Below are 18,842 nucleotides of genomic sequence, written 5' to 3' on the forward strand. Positions count from 1 at the left end.
CATCACCTCGTAAGGGAAAAGACAGCCACCGCCCTTAAAACTTCTTGCATGGTTTATTATACAGAAACGTCTAAGTGTAGCCAAACTCAAAAATAAATTAAAAGTGCAGGATAATATGCAAGCAAAAAGGGTGTTGTTAGCTTTTTGTGGGGAAGTGCTACAGCTACTAAAACTACTATTGAATTTTATAAGACAGACCTTAGCATAACCTTTAATGGACACTAAACCACGGTTCGATCGTTTTAATAGTTTTGTGTATAAAGTCAACTCGACAATTCCCGTTTCTCGAAGAACTTCATAGCCACGATCTTCTGTATGACTAATTCGGGGAGTGCCAAGAACAGCTGATGAAAAATTAGTTCGTTCCTCATACCAAGTATGGCTGGATTTGATTTCAACACTTAAATCGTTTTTAAAAAAATTGGGTAAAATAACGCTTGTTATAGGGCAGCATCTCCGTATTCAGTTCAGCCAGGTCATTTAGAAAGTTTGGGCCATAAAAACTGGTCATTCCTAAACGGTAGAACATGAGGTGGTTAATCGTGGTATCTGAGAAACCGGTAAATAATTTAGGCGATGTCTTGACGTTTTGAATGAATTCCTGGTCGTCCAGCAAATAGGGCAGTAGACGGTAAGTATCATCACCGCCAATGGCACAAATAATTCCTTTGATCGAGTCATCGGCAAATGCTGCTTTTAAGTCCGCTGCCCGGGCTTTTGGGTGATGTTTCAAAAAGGTTACCCCTTTTAAAGCGTTTGGCATAATAACCGGTGGGCGGTCTAATCCTAGTGCTAACTGATGTTGAGCGGTTGACTCGCCTAAAATGCCACTGGAAAGACTGACGATAGCGACCCGGTCTCCCGGGTGAAGCTGGCTTGGTTTAATCAATATGATTTACTCCTTTGAATCAAATATTCATAAGTGGTTATTTTTACCTTTAAAATTGATTTTAGACTGATTAAAATCAATTATTTGCTATTTAACGATTTATAGTCCTAGAATTTAGTGTATATTTTAATATTTAGCTGTTTTTTAAATTATAAATCTGTATAATAACACTTAAAAGTTAATTATTGAAAGAAGCTAAAAAATATGGAGTACCAACTACTTTCGATTTACAAATATAACGGCAGTGGCCCTTCTAAAAGTGATACTGAAGTTGAGACAGAATATCAACGACGCTTAAAGGGTTATTCGACGATTGTAACTGATATGTATCCTGTTTTGGATAAGAAGGAATATGAACAGGTTGATAATTATCCGTTATTCTTTGTTCAGACAAACGATATCAATAAACTAATTAATCTAGTCACCAGGAATTCACGAAGAATCGATGAAATAGCTGAAAACCTACCCGGTGTGGCAAAAATGAGTTATGCTAGAAAACTTTTAACTTCTGAAATCTATTATACAAATGAGATTGAAGGCGTTAAAACGACTAAGGAAGAGATCGGGACCGTTGTTGGCCAGTTGTCGTCCAAAAGTCAGCCGGATCGGCGACTGGCTTCGACAGTTAGATTATATAATACAGCCCTATCTGGTAAAACCTATCAGGTTAGGAAGCTCCAAGACTTTCGTAAAATTTATGATGAATTGTTGCGTGGTGAAATCAGTGATAATAAGCAGCCAGACGGTAAGATATTTAGGAAGCGGTCTGTGTATATTGGCACATCAAGTCAAAAGGTTCACACGCCGCCGACAAGCGAACAGCAAATTGAAGTAAAGCTACTGCCGTTGATTCAGTTTATGAATCAGCACGAGATACAGGATTTGGTAAAGGCAGTCGTGACCCATTTTATGTTTGAAAATATTCATCCTTCAATGATGGAAATGGCAGAACGGGTAGATACCTTTTATCATCATATTTGGCCAGTAAGTTGGATCATTACACGGGACTATCTGTCTCAAGTGCGATTCATGCCAATCAGTCAGCTTATTATAAAGCATTTAAACAAGCAGATAACTGGGAAAATCGAGCTGATGTGACAGTGTTTATTCAAAAGATAATGGAAATCATCAGCGAAGGCAGATGGATGTAATTGTTAATTTAGGGAAATTATCTGATCAGCTTGAGGAGACTTATCACAAAATATTAGCATCGTTTAAAGATCCGGTTCAGCGGGCAATCGTATATATTCTAGCGCAGTCCAAGTTATTTAGTGAGAACGCCGAAATGGGAATCAAAGATACGGAGCTGATTAAGGTACTTTATGACGAGGATTCCAAGAAGTATCATAAGAATAAAGTTCAGCGTGAAATTAAGATATTAACTGAAAAGGGGATTATTACTGAAATCAAGAGGCGACCATTGCAGCATTTGGTTGATGATCGGTATCTATAACTTAGAAAGGAACCTTTTTTAGTTGATTACTTATTAAATCACCAATAAAATTTAATCGGCTATAAAAGCCGGAAGTCATGTTAAGGAACTAACGTGATTTCCGGCTTTTTTAAAACTATTTAACTGTCTTAGACATTCCGTCGCCGAAAGAATAAGAACCCAATACCAAGAAAGAGTGCTGTATAGCTCAGGCTGCCAACCAGTAGTTGGGTGTCGGATAATTTGGTCAGGGCATCTCGCGTTGAATCCTGGACCTGATTAGCGTAGTTCATAAAGTTAAACGGATTCCATTTAAGCCAGTTGAATTTGGCAATTAATTGAAACATCAGCGTGCTGACAACGTTGAAAGCAAAGAAGGTTACGATTCCAACCGTGACGGCTGTTGTCGACGTTTTGAAAAGGGTGGCGAATAGAAAGACCAGGCTTAAAACGAACCATAACGTCACGAAATTGCTGCCCATATTAGTAAACCACTGCTGTAAAACGGTTTGATGGTGCGTGTAGACACCGATATCGGTTAATGAGAACTTGCTGTTAACAAAGAGTAGCTTTCCCAGCAGCGCGGCAATGCCGGTCATCAGATAGAGATAAAGTGAATAAACCAGCATTATCAGCCATTTACTAATTAAAATTGTGCTGCGGGAATATTGTTGGTAGATGATTTCTTTGATTGTGCCGTATTGAAATTCCATTGATAAAGATGTCGCACAGGCAGCGATCATCACAAAGACAACCCATGTTGTGGCACCAAAACTGGATGTAAAGAACATTTTGGCCGGAAAAACTTTTGGATATAGTCTACTGAGCAGCGCGAACCCAAGTACAATGCCGGCCAACATAATTGAAACCCAATACGTACTCTTCTTTTTTAGCAGTTTAAAACTTTCCTGCCACAATAATGTATTCATTTTTGACCCTCCACTTCAAGTTGATCCTTATTTAATAATTTCAAAACCGAATCTTCCAGGTTTTCATCACGATGTTGAATGTCCAAAACCGTAATGTCATGTTGTTCGAAAACTTTAAGAATTGGTTCCAAATTAGCTTTGGCACCAACGTGGACTTTGAGTTCAGTGTTATCGGTTAACTGATAGCCGGCATTAGTCAGGACTTTTCTGGCCAAAACATCATCACTGGTTGAAAGGACCAGATAGTGATTGCTTGCCGCTAAAAGGGCCTTCATGGTAGTTTCTTGAATAATACGACCGTGATCAAGGATCAGCAGTTCATCGGCTACTTTTTGCAGTTCACTTAAAATATGACTGGAAATCAAAAAAGTAGTTCCTGCCTGGCTTTTGGCTTTGATTAATAGCCGTAATTCCTTATTAGCTTGAGGATCCAGCCCATTCATCGGCTCATCAAGAATTACCAGCTCGGGATTGTTTAGGATCGCCATGGCAATTCCCAATTTTTGTTTCATGCCGAGTGAATATTTTTTGGCGGCTCGATCGATGTACTTTGTCAGGTGCATGTCATGAATAACTGATTGAATCTTTTGACTTTGATTGGCGCCCTTGGCAAATAATTTCAGATGATCCCGGCCAGTCATAAACGGATAGATGCTCGGGTATTCGATTAACGCACCGACTTTTTTCAAAATTTCATGGTGGTCAAATGAGCTGGGATGCCCGTCAATGGTAATGATCCCCTGTGCTGAGGTTAGCCCCAAAATAGCTTTCATCAAGGTTGTTTTACCGGCACCGTTTGCACCAACCAGGCCGATAATGTGTCCTTTTTGCGCCGTGAATGAAATATCGTGAAGCACCTGCTTTGATCCAAACGACTTGTTTAATTGCTGAACTTGTAAAATTGGTTGCTTCAAAAGAAAGACCTCATTTCTATTAATTGCTGATTAGTTTTTTAAAAACCGAATGACTGAAGTTCCTGAGGGCCACCTAAGGCGTTACTTTCACCGCCTTTAAATATTTAAATGGGTGATTCAGCTTTTGATAACTGGTTGGTGACAGTTTGTAGTGAACCGCGTGGATAATCGGCAGATTGGTGACTTGAACGTGTTGGGTATCTGAATAGGTGGTCATGTGAATGGCTACTTTGGATTCAGCATCATAAAAAGTATAGTGGTAGTGAGGGTGAGCATGGCTGAGATACTTTTTTCCCAAGCCCACCTGGTCAACATTGGCAGCGTCTCCGACAATATCGGAAACATAGACAACGTCTGGTCGATTCGTGATTTGTGCGACTTCTTCGCCCTGAGCGTTTGAAACTTTCACCCAGTCATATTTTCTAAAGGATGAAGCTGCTTGTGCCTTCTTGGTACTTGCCATGAGCGTTTTGAGTGATTTTGCCTGGCTGCTGTCGCCTTGGCATCCGGACAGAATCGGCATTAGTGCCAAAACAGCTAATAAAGCAGCTGGTTTAATAACCCTTGATTTAACAATCATTTTAATGACCTCCTCCAATTTAACGATAATCATTTGAATGGCTGAATTTTTAATTTGTATTATTGTACTATTCAACTAATACAGTATAACGAAATTAACGAAGATGCAAGCAAAACTGATTATTTTTTATTAATCAGTAAGTTAAAAACACTACTGGACAAAATACGACAAGGCGCTGATAATGAGAGAAACTAAGAGGCGTATTCTCAATGCAAAAGTATAAACAATGGTCGTTCAAAACATTTTATGGCAACTATCTGATTTTTTGGCTGGTTTGGTTGGTTGCCCAGGAATATTTAAAGAATATTCAGACACAATATGTCACCGGAATGATTAATGATTTAGCCAATGTCGGCATTAAAACGGTTGTCTGGTTGGCATTTGGGTTTGTTTGGTTGCATCGGACACGAGGACAGCTTTGGCTGTCGAAACAACAACTGTACAATCGTCGCTTTCCCTTTGAATTTTGGTTACTTTTCGTTATTCTCGGGGGATATTTATTCTTGTCAATGTGGTTTCGACATCATGGGTTGTACGTCACACCACATCCGTTCACTAAAGCAGGCGGCAACTTTTTAACAGTTACTTTGGCAGCCGGTTTGATCGAAGAATTCGTTTTTCGGGGATTTTTCTGTAATTTCTTATTGACGAGGCTCAGGCCGATAAAGGCACTTGTTATTCAAACGTTACTGTTTCAAGCAATTCATTTCCCAATTTATTGGGCGGAAGGATTGTCTTTGATGGGATGGGCGGCTAATGTTTCAACGGTGTTACCGCTGGGATTTGTGTTCGGCTGGCTTTTCTATCGTTCCCGCAACTTATGGCCGGGGACGATCCTGCACTGTGGCTGGGATACGGCCGTCTTTTTATTTATTTAAATGTCACATCATAACTGGAGGTGCGTTTCAATGGCAGTTGAACTTGGCAGCATGATTAAGCAGACTCGAAAGGCTGGTCATTTGACTCAAAAACAATTGGCAGCGGGGATTTGTTCTCAACCGATGCTTTCGGCCATCGAGCAGGGGCAGTACACGCCGAATGCCAAATTATTGCTGGCCCTATGTAAAAGACTGGGTATTAGTTTGGACGAAATCAGCTTGTCGGCCAACTTTGATATCAGTGCAACAACTAATTTAAATCAAAAATTGGATCGGCTGTGTAACGCGCACCGGTACCAAGAACTGCTCGATTTTCTACAAGCTGATGACGTGTTGGATCATATTGAAACGGACGCACAAATGCAGGCTTATTACTATTACTTAGGTGTATCGAAATGGCACCTGCAAGATGATATTCAAACCGTTGAAACAGATTTTCAATTGTCATTGGCAAACGCGCATCCCAATCAGTTATCAGCATTAACCAGGCTGGGGTTGGCTTCGACCGGGATTATCAAAGCACAATTAGGCTACGTTCGGGCGGTTGAAAAATTATTTGACCAAGCATTTTTGGGAATTGAAAAAGCCGCCTATGAGGAAAACCTGAATGTTATTTTTTATTTGGCCGGCATGAGTTACTTTGAATTAAAACAGTACCCCCAAGTCGTCAATTGGCTTGTAAAGGGAATTGATTTTGCGACAGCGCATGATTCTCACTATATGTTGGCAAATATTTATTATCTTTTGGCTAAAACGGCAGACATTGAAGAACAGAAAGACTTATCCGATGATGCTCATCGACGATCCGAGATTTTCTCGGAATTATTCAATGAGAAGCCCTACGAAAAATTTTAAATATCAGAATACTGATTTTTATCTTGAATTGAAAATTGATAAAGTGAAGCCATTAAATACAAGGAGGCTTCATCAATATGAATACACAATTATTTACCAATGTTATTAAAGTTAATGCCAAGGCAGATCAGGCTCGGCAAATTCTGGTAAATCCGACACGGTTACTGAAATGGGTTCCGGAAATCAATGCGGTTGATCAAAAGGACGGTGCCTTTTCCATCACTCGTTCCAAGGAGGCTTTGAACCAGTTCGAAGTAATGGCCGTTGAAGCTACCGACGCAAAGATCACCTACCACAGTCGTCAGGGACGCTTAGCTTATGATCTGATTTTTGAATTAACTGAAAGTAATGGGCAGTTACAGATTCGAGAAACCTTATTTACCGATCCAACTCAAACCAAATTGCCGCTTAAATTATTAGCGCCAATTGGAAAACAGGCGCTAAAGGTAAATTTGGTAAATCTGGGACGGGTCATTGAAACTTTGACAGTGTAGTGTGGTAATTTAATACGACTGGATTAATAAAAAGACTTGCAACGAATGGCTGCAAGTCTTTTTTTGGTATTATTCAGCGTCTTTGTCAGTGTCTTGTACCCACTTTTCGACGAGCAGGTGGACATTATGAGTCTGTTGGCCTTGGCTTTCCTTTTCGGTATTGTTAATAAGCTTGATAATTTTTTGCCAAAGCTTTTGTTCCTCTGCCCAGCTTAATTTCCAAGTACTATGAATAGCGCCCGAATGGATACCTTTAATATCGGGATTTTGAGTATACTTTTCCATGTCCGACTGCATAGCACCAAGAAATTGTTGTGTTTGATATAAAATCATTTGAGCAACTTCCTGGCTGTGCTTTTGAACCCAGTCAGCCGAAATATTGACGCCTTTTTTAGTTAACTCAGGATCTTCAGGGCCCAGGCGAGGATCATGGTGGGTCATTTGGTAACTGGAATAATAAAATTCCTGAAAATTTTTGATGTTTTTCTTTTGAGTCACTTCTAATAACCCTTCGTCAGTCATTTTCTTAACGGTGTAATAAAGTTGGTTAGTTGGAATGTGAACTTTTTTGGAAATTTCTTTAGATGTGAGCCCCTGTTTATCTTTAGTAGCTCTTAAAATAGCGATAACTTTTTCGTCTGCCATGAGTTTCGCTAATTTAGAAACTGTGTTTTTTGCCATTTTTTTCACCTCGTTTCTATCATAAACGTTTGACAAAGTTTACTCAATTGACTATATTTAATTTATCAACTAAATTTATTTAGTAGATAAAATAAATTTAAAAAACGCTTGGAACTTTAGGATCGAGGTTTTGATGATGATTGAAGATAAAATGGCCATGTCAGCCAAAATGCATCATCGGGTTGCTTTAATTACAAATCGACAATCCAATTATCAAATTTTAAAAGATGTTGTCAGCAATTTTGTTGGTTCCCTTAGTGGTGGCATGTTCTCACTTGCCATGGGATTGATGTTACTTCACGACACTCATTCACCGTTAAGCTTTGGCTTGGAAACTGCGATTGTACCGCTTGTGGGCATAGTGATTCTGATACCGGTCGGCAATCTTGTGGATCAATGCCGGCATAAAACAATTTTAGTAACCAGTTTGGTAACCCGACTAATCAGTTTAGTGATTTTTGCGCTTCTTTTACCTTTATTTAAAGGGGTCAGTGAGTTTATCCCGGTGGTCTGTTATGTTACAGTCAATGCTATTTCAACCAATGTCAATACGACTGCTTATGCAGCATCTGTTCACGAATTGGTAAACGATCAAAAGATTCCATTATTAAGTTCATTGACACAGGCTGCTTCAGCCCTTTCGGCTATTTTGGCACCTGCGATCGGAGTTGCTCTATACGCACTGATCGGCTTTGAAACGTTTATTATTGTTGAAATTGTGGCGACAATGGTAGCGTTGGTGCTGCTAATCCTGATGCAGTTTCACTATCAGGAGAATAACGATAACGTAATGCGTCATCGTCGTGGAATATCCTCACAGCTTTCAGGATTTAAAACGGGGTTGATTTACATTCGGCAACGCCCGTTAATTCGTGATTTAATCTTAATGGCGGTAGTGATTAACTTTCTTTTTACAGCAGTAACGATTGGGATGCCTTTTGTCATCACGAATCAACTGCATGCTGGGAATCTACCAATTGGCTATATCGAAGCCGGTTTTTCAGCTGGCATCTTTGTTGGCAGCTTGTTGACATCCGTAATCCCTAACGATTATCATTTCGCGGTTAAAATTTTGCTGCCAGTTATTCTTATGGGATCGGGGATGGCGATGCTTGGGCTGTTATTTATTTTAGTTACGCAGCCAATTCAGTTGGCAATAATTGGTGGCATAATTTTGTTTATGATCGGGTTAATGAATGCGGTGATGAATATCTCACTAAACATACGGTTGCAAACCACTGTTCCAACCCATCTTTTGGGGCGGGTCAGTTCAACGTTGACAACTTCGGTTACGGCAATTATGCCAATTGGAACACTTGTGTATACGTTTTTATTTCAAAGTAGATTCAATGGCGCCGTGATAATTATGATAAGTGGTTTGACGATATTAGGTTATGTATTGAGTCTTCTAGTCTTGTTGCTAAAGGATATTCGTGAGGATACGGCAGTGGCAGCGAAATAAATATGAGTTAAAAGTGACGTTCAGGGATTGGCTGAACGTCACTTTTAATGATGATCGTCTTATTTAATTTCTCGTGTAATGATCACAGCCGAGTTTAGTTCACAATCCGACGTACCGTACCATTACTTTCTTTTCGCCAGCTGGGCGCGTTCAGAGAGGTAATCCCAACACCACCGGTATCTGATTGACCATGGTCATGCAAAAATAAATGATCGCCCAGGTAAATAGCAACATGTGAGTTGACCTGTCCCTTAGCATTTGTGAAGAAGAATAAATCTCCCCGTTTCATTTGATTAAAACTGACAGGCTTACCCATTGTAACCAGTGTAAAAGTAGTGACACTATCCAGCTTCCTAATGTGATGCCGGCCTTACCGTAACAGTATCTGACAAATGATGAGCAGTCAAAACGGTGATGCCGGATATCAGTTAGATTTCGACCACCGCCATAATCGTATTTGGAATGGCCAACAAGTTTTAAACCGGCAGAAATAGCCGTCTCAATTTGCTTATTGGGGCCCTTTAAAGCGTTTAAATCACGAAATCTGGTTTGCTGGGCGCTAACCCAATAATGATGGTTATTTTGATTGAACTTAATGTAGCCGGCTCGCTGATTATGATTTAAATCGTCTCGAGTCTGGCCGGTAATTTTAGTGTTTAAGTGATTCGAAGCGGCGGTTCCCAAATATTTAGACCCCTTTGTTCCAGCCGGTGCCGAATACAGTTTGGCACTTTTATCCACAATAGTTAGTTTATATGGAAAGCGATATGTTTGATAAATGTGGTTTGGCGCGACTGTCTGCTTAATTGCCGTTACAGAAGTCGGTACTTCGTTTGGATCCCAAGTGGCCTTTGCAAATGCCAAGCCGATCCCGACAACGACAATAATTCCTGTACCCCATAAAATAAGTTTGCGATGTTTCATTAAATGATCCCCCAAATGGCTTTATTGGTGTTAGTTGTAACATGTTAAAAGGGGTTAAAAGATTGATTTAGATGGATCTTATTTGTTTTTTTAGGAAAGCATGGTTAATGCACTTTTTAAGTACGTCCAGTCAGTTGGCCATAGTAGCTAAATGCTCTAGTACCTGTTCAAATAACTTTCCTAAGGATATAATGTGAATAACTTTAATAAGGTGTGAAATGGTATAAGTTAGGAAAGGTTGGTTGCGGTGATAATCGAAAATCGTTGGTCATGGGGTCGCCAGATAACGTTGGCAATTGGGTTGTTTCTGGTTTTTAATGCTTTATCAATGTATTTGTATAATGCGGCGCTTCTGGATTATACAATTGCAGAATTTGGCTTTGCGTTACTATCGTTTGCGATTACGTTTTGGGCGTTAAAGTCGACCAAAGTATTTACACGTCGACTTTCTATGACTAGGCCGTTAATTATTTGGGGCCTAATTGCTTTAGTGATGCTAGTGATCGTATTTATATTTGCGCAGGTGCCGCAACATATTGTGATGGTGTTTCAGGCAAAGCATTTTCTGGTTAATACGCTTATTGCACTGTCAGCTGCCATCTTTGAAGAAAGTATTTGTCGTGGGTTGTTTCTTTCAGCTTTTCTGGTACATGCTGAGTATAACAGCCGTACTTATAAGATGACCCGGTCCGCGGTTTACTCGTCATTTCTTTTTGGCGTCTTTCACTTGGTGAATTTAATGGGGAATAATCCGGCTGCCGTCTTTGAACAAATCTTTTGGGCGTTTGTACTGGGCGTCTTTTTCTCCGCGCTTCGTTTCACGACTAATTCACTTTGGTGGGGCATTCTGTTACATTTCCTGCTGGATTGGTTCCCCAGCGCCGGCTTAAAATCCGGCATTACTGCCACCAGTTGGGGCATAATTCTGGCTGTGTTTGCGCCGTTGCTTGTCGCCAGTATCATTTACCTGGTAAAAGCGGACCAGGCTTATGAATCGAGGGTGGCTCACGGTGCTGTTCAAGTTGATAGTTAACAAAAAAAGCCCGGCAAACTCCAGCCTGCCGGGCTTCTTGACAAATTTCTAAGCTTAATATTTTGGTTCCCACTTGGTTTCTTTAATCGCGTCTACAACTGATTCAATTGGCCGTTGATTGAGCCGTTGGTCAACCGCACTCTTAGCAACGGCTTCCGCAACAGTTTCTGAAAATTCGTACAGTTTTGATACCGGTGGTAGAACGGCCGCACCGGGCTTTTTAACATCGATAATCCCACCAAGTGAATGAGCAGCGGCTGAAATCATCTTATCGTTGAGAACGCGGGCGGTGCTGGCAATCGCACCCAAACCAAGCCCGGGATAAATCAAGGCATTGTTGGCTTGCCCAATTTCATATGAAACGCCGTTATAGTCAACGTTTTTAGATGGAATGCCGGTCGCAACCAAAGCTTTTCCATCGGTCCATTTAATCAGATCGTCCGCGTGCGCTTCAATTAATTTAGTCGGATTTGAAATTGGAAAGATAATTGGTCGTTCAGTATGAGCCGCCATTTCTTTTACAACCCTTTCCGTAAACGCCCCGGCTTGAGTGGACGTGCCAACCATGATTGTTGGCTGAACTGCTTTCACGGTGCTAAGCAGATCGGTTAAATCGTCAGCATTGTCGAACTCGCTTCGTGAACGGGCGAATGGTTTTTGTTCCGGCGTCAGGTTGGACATATCGTCAAACAGTAGTCCTTGCTTGTCAACCATATAGAAATGTTTCCGAGCTTCCTGCGGACTCAATCCGAGATTAACCATTTCTTCAAAGATTCGTTGCGTAATTCCGACTCCGGCTGTTCCGGCGCCAAAGCACAGGTAGCGTTGATCAGTCAGCTTTTGTTTGGAAATGTTTAAGGCACCAAGGATGCCGGCTAAAACGATGATGCCGGTTCCCTGAATGTCATCGTTGAAGACCAGGTTGTTGCCCTTAAAGCGGTTGAGAATATTAGCGGCATTATCGCGACCGAAGTCTTCAAAGTGCAAATAAACATTGGGAAATAATGTTTCCACTGCTTTTACAAATTGGTTAATAAAGGCATCATATTTAGCGCCCTGCACGCGAGGATGTTGGTTGCCCAGGTACAGTGGGTCATGGAGAAGCTGCTGATTATTTGTGCCAACATCCAAGACGACTGGTAGGACCTGACGCGGGTTGATGCCGGCGGCCGCTGTATAAACCATTAGTTTACCCACGGTAATGTCGACACCTTGGGTTCCCCAATCACCGATCCCAAGGATTCCTTCGCCGTCGGTAACGACCAGTAGTCGAATATCACGATCGCCAGCCGCGTCTTTTAAGCTTTCCTTGATAGTTTCCGGATTATCGATGGAAAGAAAAGCCGCGTCTTGTGGCTGGACGAATAATTGGCTGTAATTTTCCACCGTTGTCGCAATAGTCGGATCGTAAACAATCGGCATGAATTCAGCGACGTGCTGGCTAAAGACTTTGTAGAAAAGAACCCGATTTTCATTAAAAATGGTCATTAGAAATAGTCGTTTTTCTAAGTTACTGGATTTTTTCGAGTATTGCGCGTAGACTTGTTCGGCTTGTTGATCAAGTGTCTGAACTTTGGGTGGCAGTGTGCCGGTTAATCCCAATTGTTGGCGCTCCGTTAACGTAAAAGCGGTTCCCTTGTTTTTAAATGGATCGTTTAAAATATTTCTTGTAGGCATTTAATCACTGACTTTCTGTTTAGAATCATTGTCGTCAGTGTAATCGCCGTTTTCTATTATAGTCAAATAGGGTTAATTCGATTATGATTGGTAATAGTAATGTCTATTCGGGCTTTGAAACGAGGGATCTATCATGAATATTAAAGAAGTTGAATATTATGTATCGCTATCAGAAGAAAAAAGTTTTTCAAACGTTGCCAAGAAATATCATGTGAGCCAACCAACCGTTTCGGCGGCAATTAAGCGACTGGAGACGGAGTTTGGCAGTCAATTATTGGTGCGGGGCAATCCACATCGGGCAATTACGTTGACGCACACTGGAAGACAGCTTTTAAGTCACGCGCGAGAAATCCGCTATCATTATCGATTGGCAAAAACGGAAATTGATAACAGTGAACGGCAACGTTTGGTAGTTGGTATGCCACCAATTATTGAGACCAATTATTTCCCCAAAATTGCCAAGCAGTTATCAACGAAAGCATTGATGAGTATCCAAACAATCGAAGAAGGGTCGATTGCGGCACTTAATGATTTAAAGACCGGAGCTCTGGATATTTCTTTTCTGGGATATATTGGCCAAGTTACGGACCAACTGATTGAAGTGAAACAAATTGACCAACAACCATTCACCATTTTAACCGCCGCTGACAGTCGATTAGCCAGACAGAAAAAAGTCGGATTTGCCGACTTGAAAAATCAAAACTTTATTTTATTTAAAGATAGTTTTGTTCACGACCGGGTCTTTCGCCAGCTGGCAACGGTTAACCAGATTCGTCCCACGGTGGTTTTTCGAACCAATGCCGCCCAAAGTATTGTGAACATGGTTGCTCAGGGCATCGGACTCGGCTTTTTGACCAACGCGATTAAAATCACTGATCCGCGAATTGTTCGGGTACCACTGGCAGATTCTCCTCAGCCGTTATTTAAAATTGGTTTGGCATGGCGTCACGGAATGGTTTTTAGTGAACCCCAGGAAAAAATCATGAATGTTTTAAAAATGTTTTGAAAATAAAAAAAGTAATGCCGGTTGGAACTACTTTTAATGGTTGATGATGGACTGGAGCTTGAACAGATCACTGATGAAGGCTTGTTCATGGGCATCGGCCAAGTAGTCTTTTCGGGTGGCAATTGAAATGTTGAATCGTTCGGGCAGCGGATTCCTCAAAGTGGTGGTGGCTAATTGATCGGCCGGACTAATCGCGTCTTTTACTAAAACACCAATGCCGGCATTTTTTTCAACCAACCGTTTCATTGTTTCGATGCTTTGGGTTTCAAAGATAATGTGGGGATGAAATTTAGCCTGATCGGAATAGACTTTTAAAACTTCTGAGTGAATAAACCGGCCATTTAGGCTGATAAATGGCTCATCTTTTAATTCAGAAAAAGAGATTGACTGACGATTATTTAACCAATGATCTCTTGAAGAAATAATAACGAATTGGCGACTGGTTAAAAAAGTTGTGTTGATGGCATCGTTTTGGATTGGCAGTGGGCTGCCTAATAAAGCGATATCGACCTTGCCGCCCAACAGGTCCAATAAGAGCTGCTGAGAGCCGGTTTCATCAACTTCCAAATCGTCTAACAAATGGTCTTGAATAATCCCGTCGATAACCAGGGGAAAATAAAGCGAGCCGATGATTGGCGGTAAGCCAAAGCGAATTTTCTTACTGTTGTAATGGTTGATTTCCAGGTCGGCCAGCTTGGCATCTCGAAGCATGTTGCTGGCATGACGGTACAGAATTTCACCGGCCGGTGTAATTTGAATAAGGCCTTTGGAGCGGTCACGAAAAGCCAATTTGGTTTTAAGGGCATCTTCCAGCCGTTTAATAGCCAATGTAACGGTGGGCTGTTCCACCTTAAAATGTTTGGCAACGCCGGTGAACGTGCCGACTTTATATAAGTAGCAAAAGTATTCCAAGTCACGTAATTTCATTTTCTAAACCTCGGCTTATTTGGCAATAGTAAAACTTCTTCAAGTATAGGCAAATTTAGTGCAAAAATAAATAGGTACTTTAAATATCAACCTGCCAGCCGGCTTCTTGAAATCCGAAAGGGGGGTGTATAATAACCACCAAGAAAAAACTTATGTTAATATACATAAAAATATGATGTTGTGTTATCTAATAATTCGTTGATTATGATAATTTCAAAACATCCTTTTTAATCACTATTTCTGTAAGTTTAATGAAGGAGGCAGCGTATTATGTTGAATCGATTGGTTAAAGTTATTGCTAGGCATCCTGCTGTGACCGTTTGGCTGGTATTCTTATCGGGTATTGGGGTGAATTTGTTAATTCAATTTGCGACCCACCAGTCAAAGATGGAAATGATCAATGGATCTATTTTTCAAGTGGCAATTGTGAGTGTAGCCATTTATCTAATTTGGATCTGGCGTTATCGAAAAGCGATTACTGGTAATCGACCTGTCATCTCATTGCTAATGCTAGTTGCAGGTGGTCTGTTAGTAACGTTTTCGCTTCATGCCATCCCGGAAAACTTGTCACTGTTTACTTTTCTGATTGTTGATATTTGTATAATCAGTGCGTTTTGGTTGCAGGCCAAGGCGCTAAGGGATAACTAATTATTCACTTAGCCACTTAATCGAAACCGGCAGCGAGTTAATCCGCGGTAAGTGCTGAAATGCTGTTCGGTTAAGATAGATAACAGCTGATGACTGACTAGTTTCAGGTTGATGAACCTGAACGGTCAGTCTTTGTTTTTGCTTTGAAATGGTCACGTCACAGAGATAGCCGCCAGTTTTGGGGAGTTGCTGTAAGCGGCTTGACGGATTCACGATGGATAGGCCGTCGATTTTGGCCCGGATAAGCTTACCGGTGGTTTCGTAGGGGTGTCCCAGTAGTTGATTAGCTTCTGTGATTTTTCCCTGACCAATTAGTTTTCTAATCCGAGTTGAACTGATTTTCAAGTGTTGGCTATCCAATTCCTTAACTGTAACCGTTTTGATTCGATGATTACTGATGGCCGCCATATCATCAATGGTTGTGGTGCCCCCGCGGCCAAAGGTGTAGTCAAAGCCGGCAACGACAATTTTGGCGTTTAGCCCAATAACGTAGTTTTCGATGAAGCTTTTGGAGAGAGGCCGGCAAATTGGCGGTTAAAGTCGACGACGTATAAGATATCGGCCGCCAACTTTTCAATCAGTTCGGCTTTTTGCTTCAAGGTTGTCAAATAGCGAAAGGTTGCCAATGGACCGTGATTAAAGATCCGTGACGCGTGACGGTTGAAGGTCATCACAGCTAGTGTCAGGCCATTTTGCGTGGCAATTTTTCGAGCGGTACGGATGACAAATTGGTGCCCTTTGTGAACACCGTCAAAAAAGCCGAGCGCCAAGACAATCGGTTGATTTGACGAAGGAAATGATTGTTGCTGTGAATTGAGATAAATAACTTGCATAATCGGCTGCTCCCCAAAATGGTTTTAAAAAACGAAGATTGACACTTAGGTTCCATCATAAAAGATTCAAAGCAATCACTCAACCATAATTTAATTTATCCAACCACGAAAAGAGTGGGACAAAAGGCGGTTAACTTCCGGAGCGTAACCGAACTATTCGAATATGCCGGGCTTGAATATTTGGATAGTTCGGTTACGAGGCAGGAAGTTAACCGCCTTTTGGCGCACGTTTCTGCTCGGTAATAATTGTGATTATGTAAATAAGAGGCTGGACAAAATTACTTTTGTCTCAGCCCCTTAAAAATAACATTTAAATCATGATTGTCTGGTCGAAATATGAGAGAAGTGATAACTGCCAGCTACTAGTTGGTTTGCAGTTGACCTTCCTGAGCTTCTTTTAAGAAGTAGCTGAACGGCTTCAAATCTTGAGCTTGATACTTCTTAACGAATTCGTCAATCTTCTTTTGATCCTGCCATGCCGGGTCGATAAACATGTGTTGGGTGGTCAACGGCATCTTATGAGTCAACTTAACATCAATGACAACCGGTTTATCAGTCTTATCAGCTTCGGCCATTGCCTGCTTCATGTCATCTTTGGTTCGAACAGTGTAGCTGACGGCTCCCATACCTTCGGCAACTTTTTGCCAATCGGTGTCCGGCAAATCAACTCCGGATAATGGCTGATGTGTATCGTCAGTTTGTTCGGCTTGAATATAGCCGAGTGTCTCGTTGCTGAAGATGACGTTGACAACGTGCAATCCATACTTGACTTGGGTCATAACCTCTTCCATCAGCATGGCAAAGCCACCATCACCACTTAAGCTGTAAACGTCACGGTCAGGTACTCAAGCTTTGCGGCAATTGAGGTTGGCAATGCAAAGCCCATCGTTGCGTAAATCCCGGAAGTAGCCCACTTTTGATCACCATGCATATCGATTAAGCGTTCAAAATTGATGTTGACGTTACCAACATCAACGGCAAAGATTGCTTTATCGCTGGCTGTCTGATTGATAACATCAAAGATTGGTTCTGGACGAACCGGTTTTTCGGTCGAATCCTTAAAGCTGTTCTGCCAGTCAAGCCAGTTGGTTTTGTCGGCTAATGCAGCTTGATAGAAGGCAGACGGCTTTCTTTCTTCGCCGGCATCCAAGATTGCCTGAAGAGCTTTCTTGGAATCAGCTAACATAGAAACATCGTTGTGACGACGTTTACCTAATTTTTCACTTTCAATATCAATTTGAATAACTTTAGCTTTCTTGTTAAAGAGGAAGATACTAAATGGCACGTCATTACCTACCCAAAGAATCAGGTCGGTACTAAAGCCGATTTCAGCGCCTGGTTTTGGTGCAACCCGGCCGGTTGACCCCAGGTATGCCGGATAATTGTCGTCAATAATTCCCTTGGCCAAAACTGATGATACCAGCGGCATCTTGAATTTCTCGGAAGCGGCCTTTAATTCATCGGCGGCGTCTTTGGCACCCAGTCCGAAGTAAATCATTGGCGATTTGGCTTCCTTGATCAGCTTGACAGCTTCGGTAACGTCTTCGGGACGCGGATCCGGATATGCCGGTTCGGTATGTGAGTTAACGTTTGGTTCGTAGGTATCGTTAATTTGAGCCCAGCCAAGATCTTTCGGGATGGTTAAGACGGCAACGCCATGCTTCATGTAAGCCTGACGAATGGCTTCATCCGTCATTCTCGGTAAAGCTTCGGCTGTCATTGCGGTTCGGTTCCAAACGGCAACGTCATCAAAGATTGGTTCTTCATCCATTGCTTGGAAGAAGTCCATGTTCATGTTGCTGGTTGGCACCTGAGCGACCAAAGCGACAACTGGAACACCATCACTCTTGGCATCATAAAGACCGTTAAGTAAATGGACGGCGCCGGGACCGGCAGAACCGAAGCAAACACCGACTTTACCGGTTAATTTTGCGGAAGCTGATGCGGCGATCGCACCGGCCTCTTCATGTCGTACCTGAATGAAATTAATTTTGTTCTTTTGATTGTGAATCGCGTTCATGGTCGAGTCAAATGAACCACCTGGCAGGCCATAGATGTTGGTAACACCCCACTGTTCCAGCACCTTTAATACAGCATCAGAGCCACTAATCTTTTCAACCATAAATGAAGCCTCCTATAAAATTCTATTGGATAATATCCTTCACTTACTCAAGTATAGTTTTATGATTGTGAAATGTAAACGCTTTACTCGGAAAAAATTACTTTTTTTGATCGTGAATTAGGTAAAAAATCGATCTGATTTACGAAATGCCTTTTGATAGACCAGCGGATTAGCCGATTTTATTAAAAATGAGTTTGTGAAATGAAAATTAGTTGAAAGAAACGAAGATTGTGAAAATCAATGCAAATTTAATCTAAAAAATGTAATCGAGAAGTTGAAAACATAAATATTTTTTATTGTACTTTCAAATAAGCAATTGAATCGGCTGGTTGGAATATGGACGAGCTAAATGTTGCTATTAAAGAGGTTCTCTTTTAAAAGCCAGTTCGACATATTAATTAAATTAATGATCTCTTAGGGATTTGACTATAACTTACCCGGGATAGTATTATCACACTGAAGGCTAACTGAAAGCGTTTTAGACCGACTGATTATTTTTTTGGTTGTTCTTGTGATGTTCATAACAATTGAGTGCCTTAATAATGTTAATTGTTTATC

Annotated in this window: 17 protein-coding genes and 3 pseudogenes; 9 read left to right on the plus strand and 11 right to left on the minus strand. The window is 41.3% G+C overall.

Annotated elements, in window-relative coordinates; genetic code table 11:
- Positions 1-258: 258 nt before the first annotated feature.
- Positions 259-889: pseudogene (locus JCM14108_RS05945) on the minus strand (LD-carboxypeptidase); the annotation flags it as partial.
- 204 nt (positions 890-1,093) lie between these two features.
- Between JCM14108_RS05945 and JCM14108_RS05950 the strand changes: the two are divergent.
- Positions 1,094-1,987, plus strand: coding sequence for a Fic family protein (locus tag JCM14108_RS05950; protein ID WP_081759860.1), 894 nt, complete (start codon positions 1,094-1,096; stop codon positions 1,985-1,987).
- 43 nt (positions 1,988-2,030) lie between these two features.
- Positions 2,031-2,342: a hypothetical protein gene (locus JCM14108_RS14305; RefSeq protein WP_035179244.1), complete on the plus strand. Its 312-nt coding sequence runs from the start codon at positions 2,031-2,033 to the stop codon at positions 2,340-2,342.
- Between the two features lie 128 nt (positions 2,343-2,470).
- Here the strand turns inward: JCM14108_RS14305 and JCM14108_RS05960 are convergent, their stop codons facing one another.
- The 3 genes from JCM14108_RS05960 to JCM14108_RS05970 all read right to left on the minus strand — a co-directional run bounded on the left by JCM14108_RS05960 (position 2,471) and on the right by JCM14108_RS05970 (position 4,744).
- Positions 2,471-3,250, minus strand: a complete 780-nt coding sequence (locus tag JCM14108_RS05960) for a DUF2705 family protein (RefSeq protein WP_035179246.1) — start codon at positions 3,248-3,250, stop codon at positions 2,471-2,473.
- Entirely contained in the window at positions 3,247-4,164 is a 918-nt protein-coding gene (locus tag JCM14108_RS05965) for an ABC transporter ATP-binding protein (protein WP_035179247.1), read from the minus strand. The genes JCM14108_RS05960 and JCM14108_RS05965 overlap by 4 nt, the downstream gene beginning before the upstream one ends.
- A gap of 73 nt (positions 4,165-4,237) precedes the next feature.
- On the minus strand, positions 4,238-4,744 hold the full coding sequence (locus JCM14108_RS05970; RefSeq protein ID WP_035179249.1) for a hypothetical protein: 507 nt from the start codon (positions 4,742-4,744) through the stop codon (positions 4,238-4,240).
- Positions 4,745-4,953: 209 nt separating this feature from the next.
- On the opposite strand from JCM14108_RS05970, the gene JCM14108_RS05975 reads away from it, so the two are divergent.
- The 3 genes from JCM14108_RS05975 (at position 4,954) to JCM14108_RS05985 (ending at position 6,971) form a co-directional block, all read left to right on the plus strand.
- Positions 4,954-5,622: a CPBP family intramembrane glutamic endopeptidase gene (locus JCM14108_RS05975; protein ID WP_035179251.1), complete on the plus strand. Its 669-nt coding sequence runs from the start codon at positions 4,954-4,956 to the stop codon at positions 5,620-5,622.
- A 30-nt stretch (positions 5,623-5,652) separates the two neighbouring features.
- On the plus strand, positions 5,653-6,477 hold the full coding sequence (locus tag JCM14108_RS05980) for a helix-turn-helix transcriptional regulator (protein ID WP_035179253.1): 825 nt from the start codon (positions 5,653-5,655) through the stop codon (positions 6,475-6,477).
- Positions 6,478-6,554: 77 nt separating this feature from the next.
- A complete protein-coding gene (locus tag JCM14108_RS05985) occupies positions 6,555-6,971 on the plus strand; it encodes a hypothetical protein (protein ID WP_035179255.1) in 417 nt (138 codons plus the stop codon).
- 69 nt (positions 6,972-7,040) lie between these two features.
- Here the strand turns inward: JCM14108_RS05985 and JCM14108_RS05990 are convergent, their stop codons facing one another.
- Positions 7,041-7,652 carry a winged helix-turn-helix domain-containing protein gene (locus tag JCM14108_RS05990; RefSeq protein ID WP_035179256.1) on the minus strand — a complete coding sequence of 204 codons (612 nt, stop codon included), beginning with the start codon at positions 7,650-7,652 and terminating at the stop codon, positions 7,041-7,043.
- Positions 7,653-7,785: 133 nt separating this feature from the next.
- Here JCM14108_RS05990 and JCM14108_RS05995 point away from each other — a divergent pair, with 133 nt between their 5' ends.
- Positions 7,786-9,114: an MFS transporter gene (locus JCM14108_RS05995; protein WP_237745732.1), complete on the plus strand. Its 1,329-nt coding sequence runs from the start codon at positions 7,786-7,788 to the stop codon at positions 9,112-9,114.
- 94 nt (positions 9,115-9,208) lie between these two features.
- Here JCM14108_RS05995 and JCM14108_RS15830 read toward each other — a convergent pair whose 3' ends face one another.
- Both JCM14108_RS15830 and JCM14108_RS06000 read right to left on the minus strand, forming a co-directional pair.
- On the minus strand, positions 9,209-9,403 hold the full coding sequence (locus JCM14108_RS15830; RefSeq protein WP_272944518.1) for an NlpC/P60 family protein: 195 nt from the start codon (positions 9,401-9,403) through the stop codon (positions 9,209-9,211).
- Positions 9,400-10,038 (minus strand): NlpC/P60 family protein, encoded by a 639-nt coding sequence (locus JCM14108_RS06000; protein WP_272944519.1) that lies wholly within the window; start codon positions 10,036-10,038, stop codon positions 9,400-9,402. Before JCM14108_RS06000 ends, JCM14108_RS15830 begins: the two co-directional genes overlap by 4 nt.
- A gap of 247 nt (positions 10,039-10,285) precedes the next feature.
- Between JCM14108_RS06000 and JCM14108_RS06005 the strand changes: the two genes are divergently transcribed.
- Positions 10,286-11,071: a CPBP family intramembrane glutamic endopeptidase gene (locus tag JCM14108_RS06005; protein ID WP_035179258.1), complete on the plus strand. Its 786-nt coding sequence runs from the start codon at positions 10,286-10,288 to the stop codon at positions 11,069-11,071.
- A 54-nt stretch (positions 11,072-11,125) separates the two neighbouring features.
- Here the strand turns inward: JCM14108_RS06005 and JCM14108_RS06010 are convergent, their stop codons facing one another.
- The gene (locus JCM14108_RS06010; RefSeq protein WP_035179259.1) at positions 11,126-12,748 is read right to left on the minus strand and encodes a malolactic enzyme; all 1,623 of its coding nucleotides are present in this window, start codon (positions 12,746-12,748) and stop codon (positions 11,126-11,128) included.
- A 133-nt stretch (positions 12,749-12,881) separates the two neighbouring features.
- On the opposite strand from JCM14108_RS06010, the gene JCM14108_RS06015 reads away from it, so the two are divergent.
- A complete protein-coding gene (locus JCM14108_RS06015) occupies positions 12,882-13,754 on the plus strand; it encodes a LysR family transcriptional regulator (RefSeq protein ID WP_035179260.1) in 873 nt (290 codons plus the stop codon).
- Positions 13,755-13,787: 33 nt separating this feature from the next.
- On the opposite strand, the gene JCM14108_RS06020 is transcribed toward JCM14108_RS06015, so the two are convergent.
- Positions 13,788-14,681 (minus strand): LysR family transcriptional regulator, encoded by an 894-nt coding sequence (locus tag JCM14108_RS06020; RefSeq protein ID WP_035179261.1) that lies wholly within the window; start codon positions 14,679-14,681, stop codon positions 13,788-13,790.
- 270 nt (positions 14,682-14,951) lie between these two features.
- Here JCM14108_RS06020 and JCM14108_RS06025 point away from each other — a divergent pair, with 270 nt between their 5' ends.
- Complete coding sequence (locus JCM14108_RS06025; RefSeq protein WP_035179262.1) at positions 14,952-15,329, plus strand: hypothetical protein; 378 nt, start codon at positions 14,952-14,954, stop codon at positions 15,327-15,329.
- Here JCM14108_RS06025 and JCM14108_RS16090 read toward each other — a convergent pair.
- Together JCM14108_RS16090 and spxB are read right to left on the minus strand one after the other, a co-directional pair.
- Positions 15,330-16,162, minus strand: a pseudogene (locus JCM14108_RS16090) (FAD synthetase family protein).
- A gap of 362 nt (positions 16,163-16,524) precedes the next feature.
- Positions 16,525-18,284 (minus strand): annotated as a pseudogene (gene spxB, locus JCM14108_RS06035) (pyruvate oxidase).
- Between the last annotated feature and the right edge of the window lie 558 nt (positions 18,285-18,842).

The organism is Lentilactobacillus farraginis DSM 18382 = JCM 14108 (genome assembly GCF_000583655.1).
In the GTDB taxonomy this organism is placed as follows: Bacteria; Bacillota; Bacilli; order Lactobacillales; family Lactobacillaceae; genus Lentilactobacillus; species Lentilactobacillus farraginis.

Coding starts and splice junctions, on each gene's coding strand:
- JCM14108_RS05950 (WP_081759860.1), top strand. CDS start 1,094: ATGGAGTACCAACTACTTTCGATTTACAAATATAACGGCAGTGGCCCT.
- JCM14108_RS14305 (WP_035179244.1), top strand. CDS start 2,031: ATGGATGTAATTGTTAATTTAGGGAAATTATCTGATCAGCTTGAGGAG.
- JCM14108_RS05960 (WP_035179246.1), bottom strand. CDS start 3,250: ATGAATACATTATTGTGGCAGGAAAGTTTTAAACTGCTAAAAAAGAAG.
- JCM14108_RS05970 (WP_035179249.1), bottom strand. CDS start 4,744: ATGATTGTTAAATCAAGGGTTATTAAACCAGCTGCTTTATTAGCTGTT.
- JCM14108_RS05975 (WP_035179251.1), top strand. CDS start 4,954: ATGCAAAAGTATAAACAATGGTCGTTCAAAACATTTTATGGCAACTAT.
- JCM14108_RS05980 (WP_035179253.1), top strand. CDS start 5,653: ATGGCAGTTGAACTTGGCAGCATGATTAAGCAGACTCGAAAGGCTGGT.
- JCM14108_RS05985 (WP_035179255.1), top strand. CDS start 6,555: ATGAATACACAATTATTTACCAATGTTATTAAAGTTAATGCCAAGGCA.
- JCM14108_RS05990 (WP_035179256.1), bottom strand. CDS start 7,652: ATGGCAAAAAACACAGTTTCTAAATTAGCGAAACTCATGGCAGACGAA.
- JCM14108_RS05995 (WP_237745732.1), top strand. CDS start 7,786: ATGATGATTGAAGATAAAATGGCCATGTCAGCCAAAATGCATCATCGG.
- JCM14108_RS15830 (WP_272944518.1), bottom strand. CDS start 9,403: ATGAAACGGGGAGATTTATTCTTCTTCACAAATGCTAAGGGACAGGTC.
- JCM14108_RS06000 (WP_272944519.1), bottom strand. CDS start 10,038: ATGAAACATCGCAAACTTATTTTATGGGGTACAGGAATTATTGTCGTT.
- JCM14108_RS06010 (WP_035179259.1), bottom strand. CDS start 12,748: ATGCCTACAAGAAATATTTTAAACGATCCATTTAAAAACAAGGGAACC.
- JCM14108_RS06015 (WP_035179260.1), top strand. CDS start 12,882: ATGAATATTAAAGAAGTTGAATATTATGTATCGCTATCAGAAGAAAAA.
- JCM14108_RS06020 (WP_035179261.1), bottom strand. CDS start 14,681: ATGAAATTACGTGACTTGGAATACTTTTGCTACTTATATAAAGTCGGC.
- JCM14108_RS06025 (WP_035179262.1), top strand. CDS start 14,952: ATGTTGAATCGATTGGTTAAAGTTATTGCTAGGCATCCTGCTGTGACC.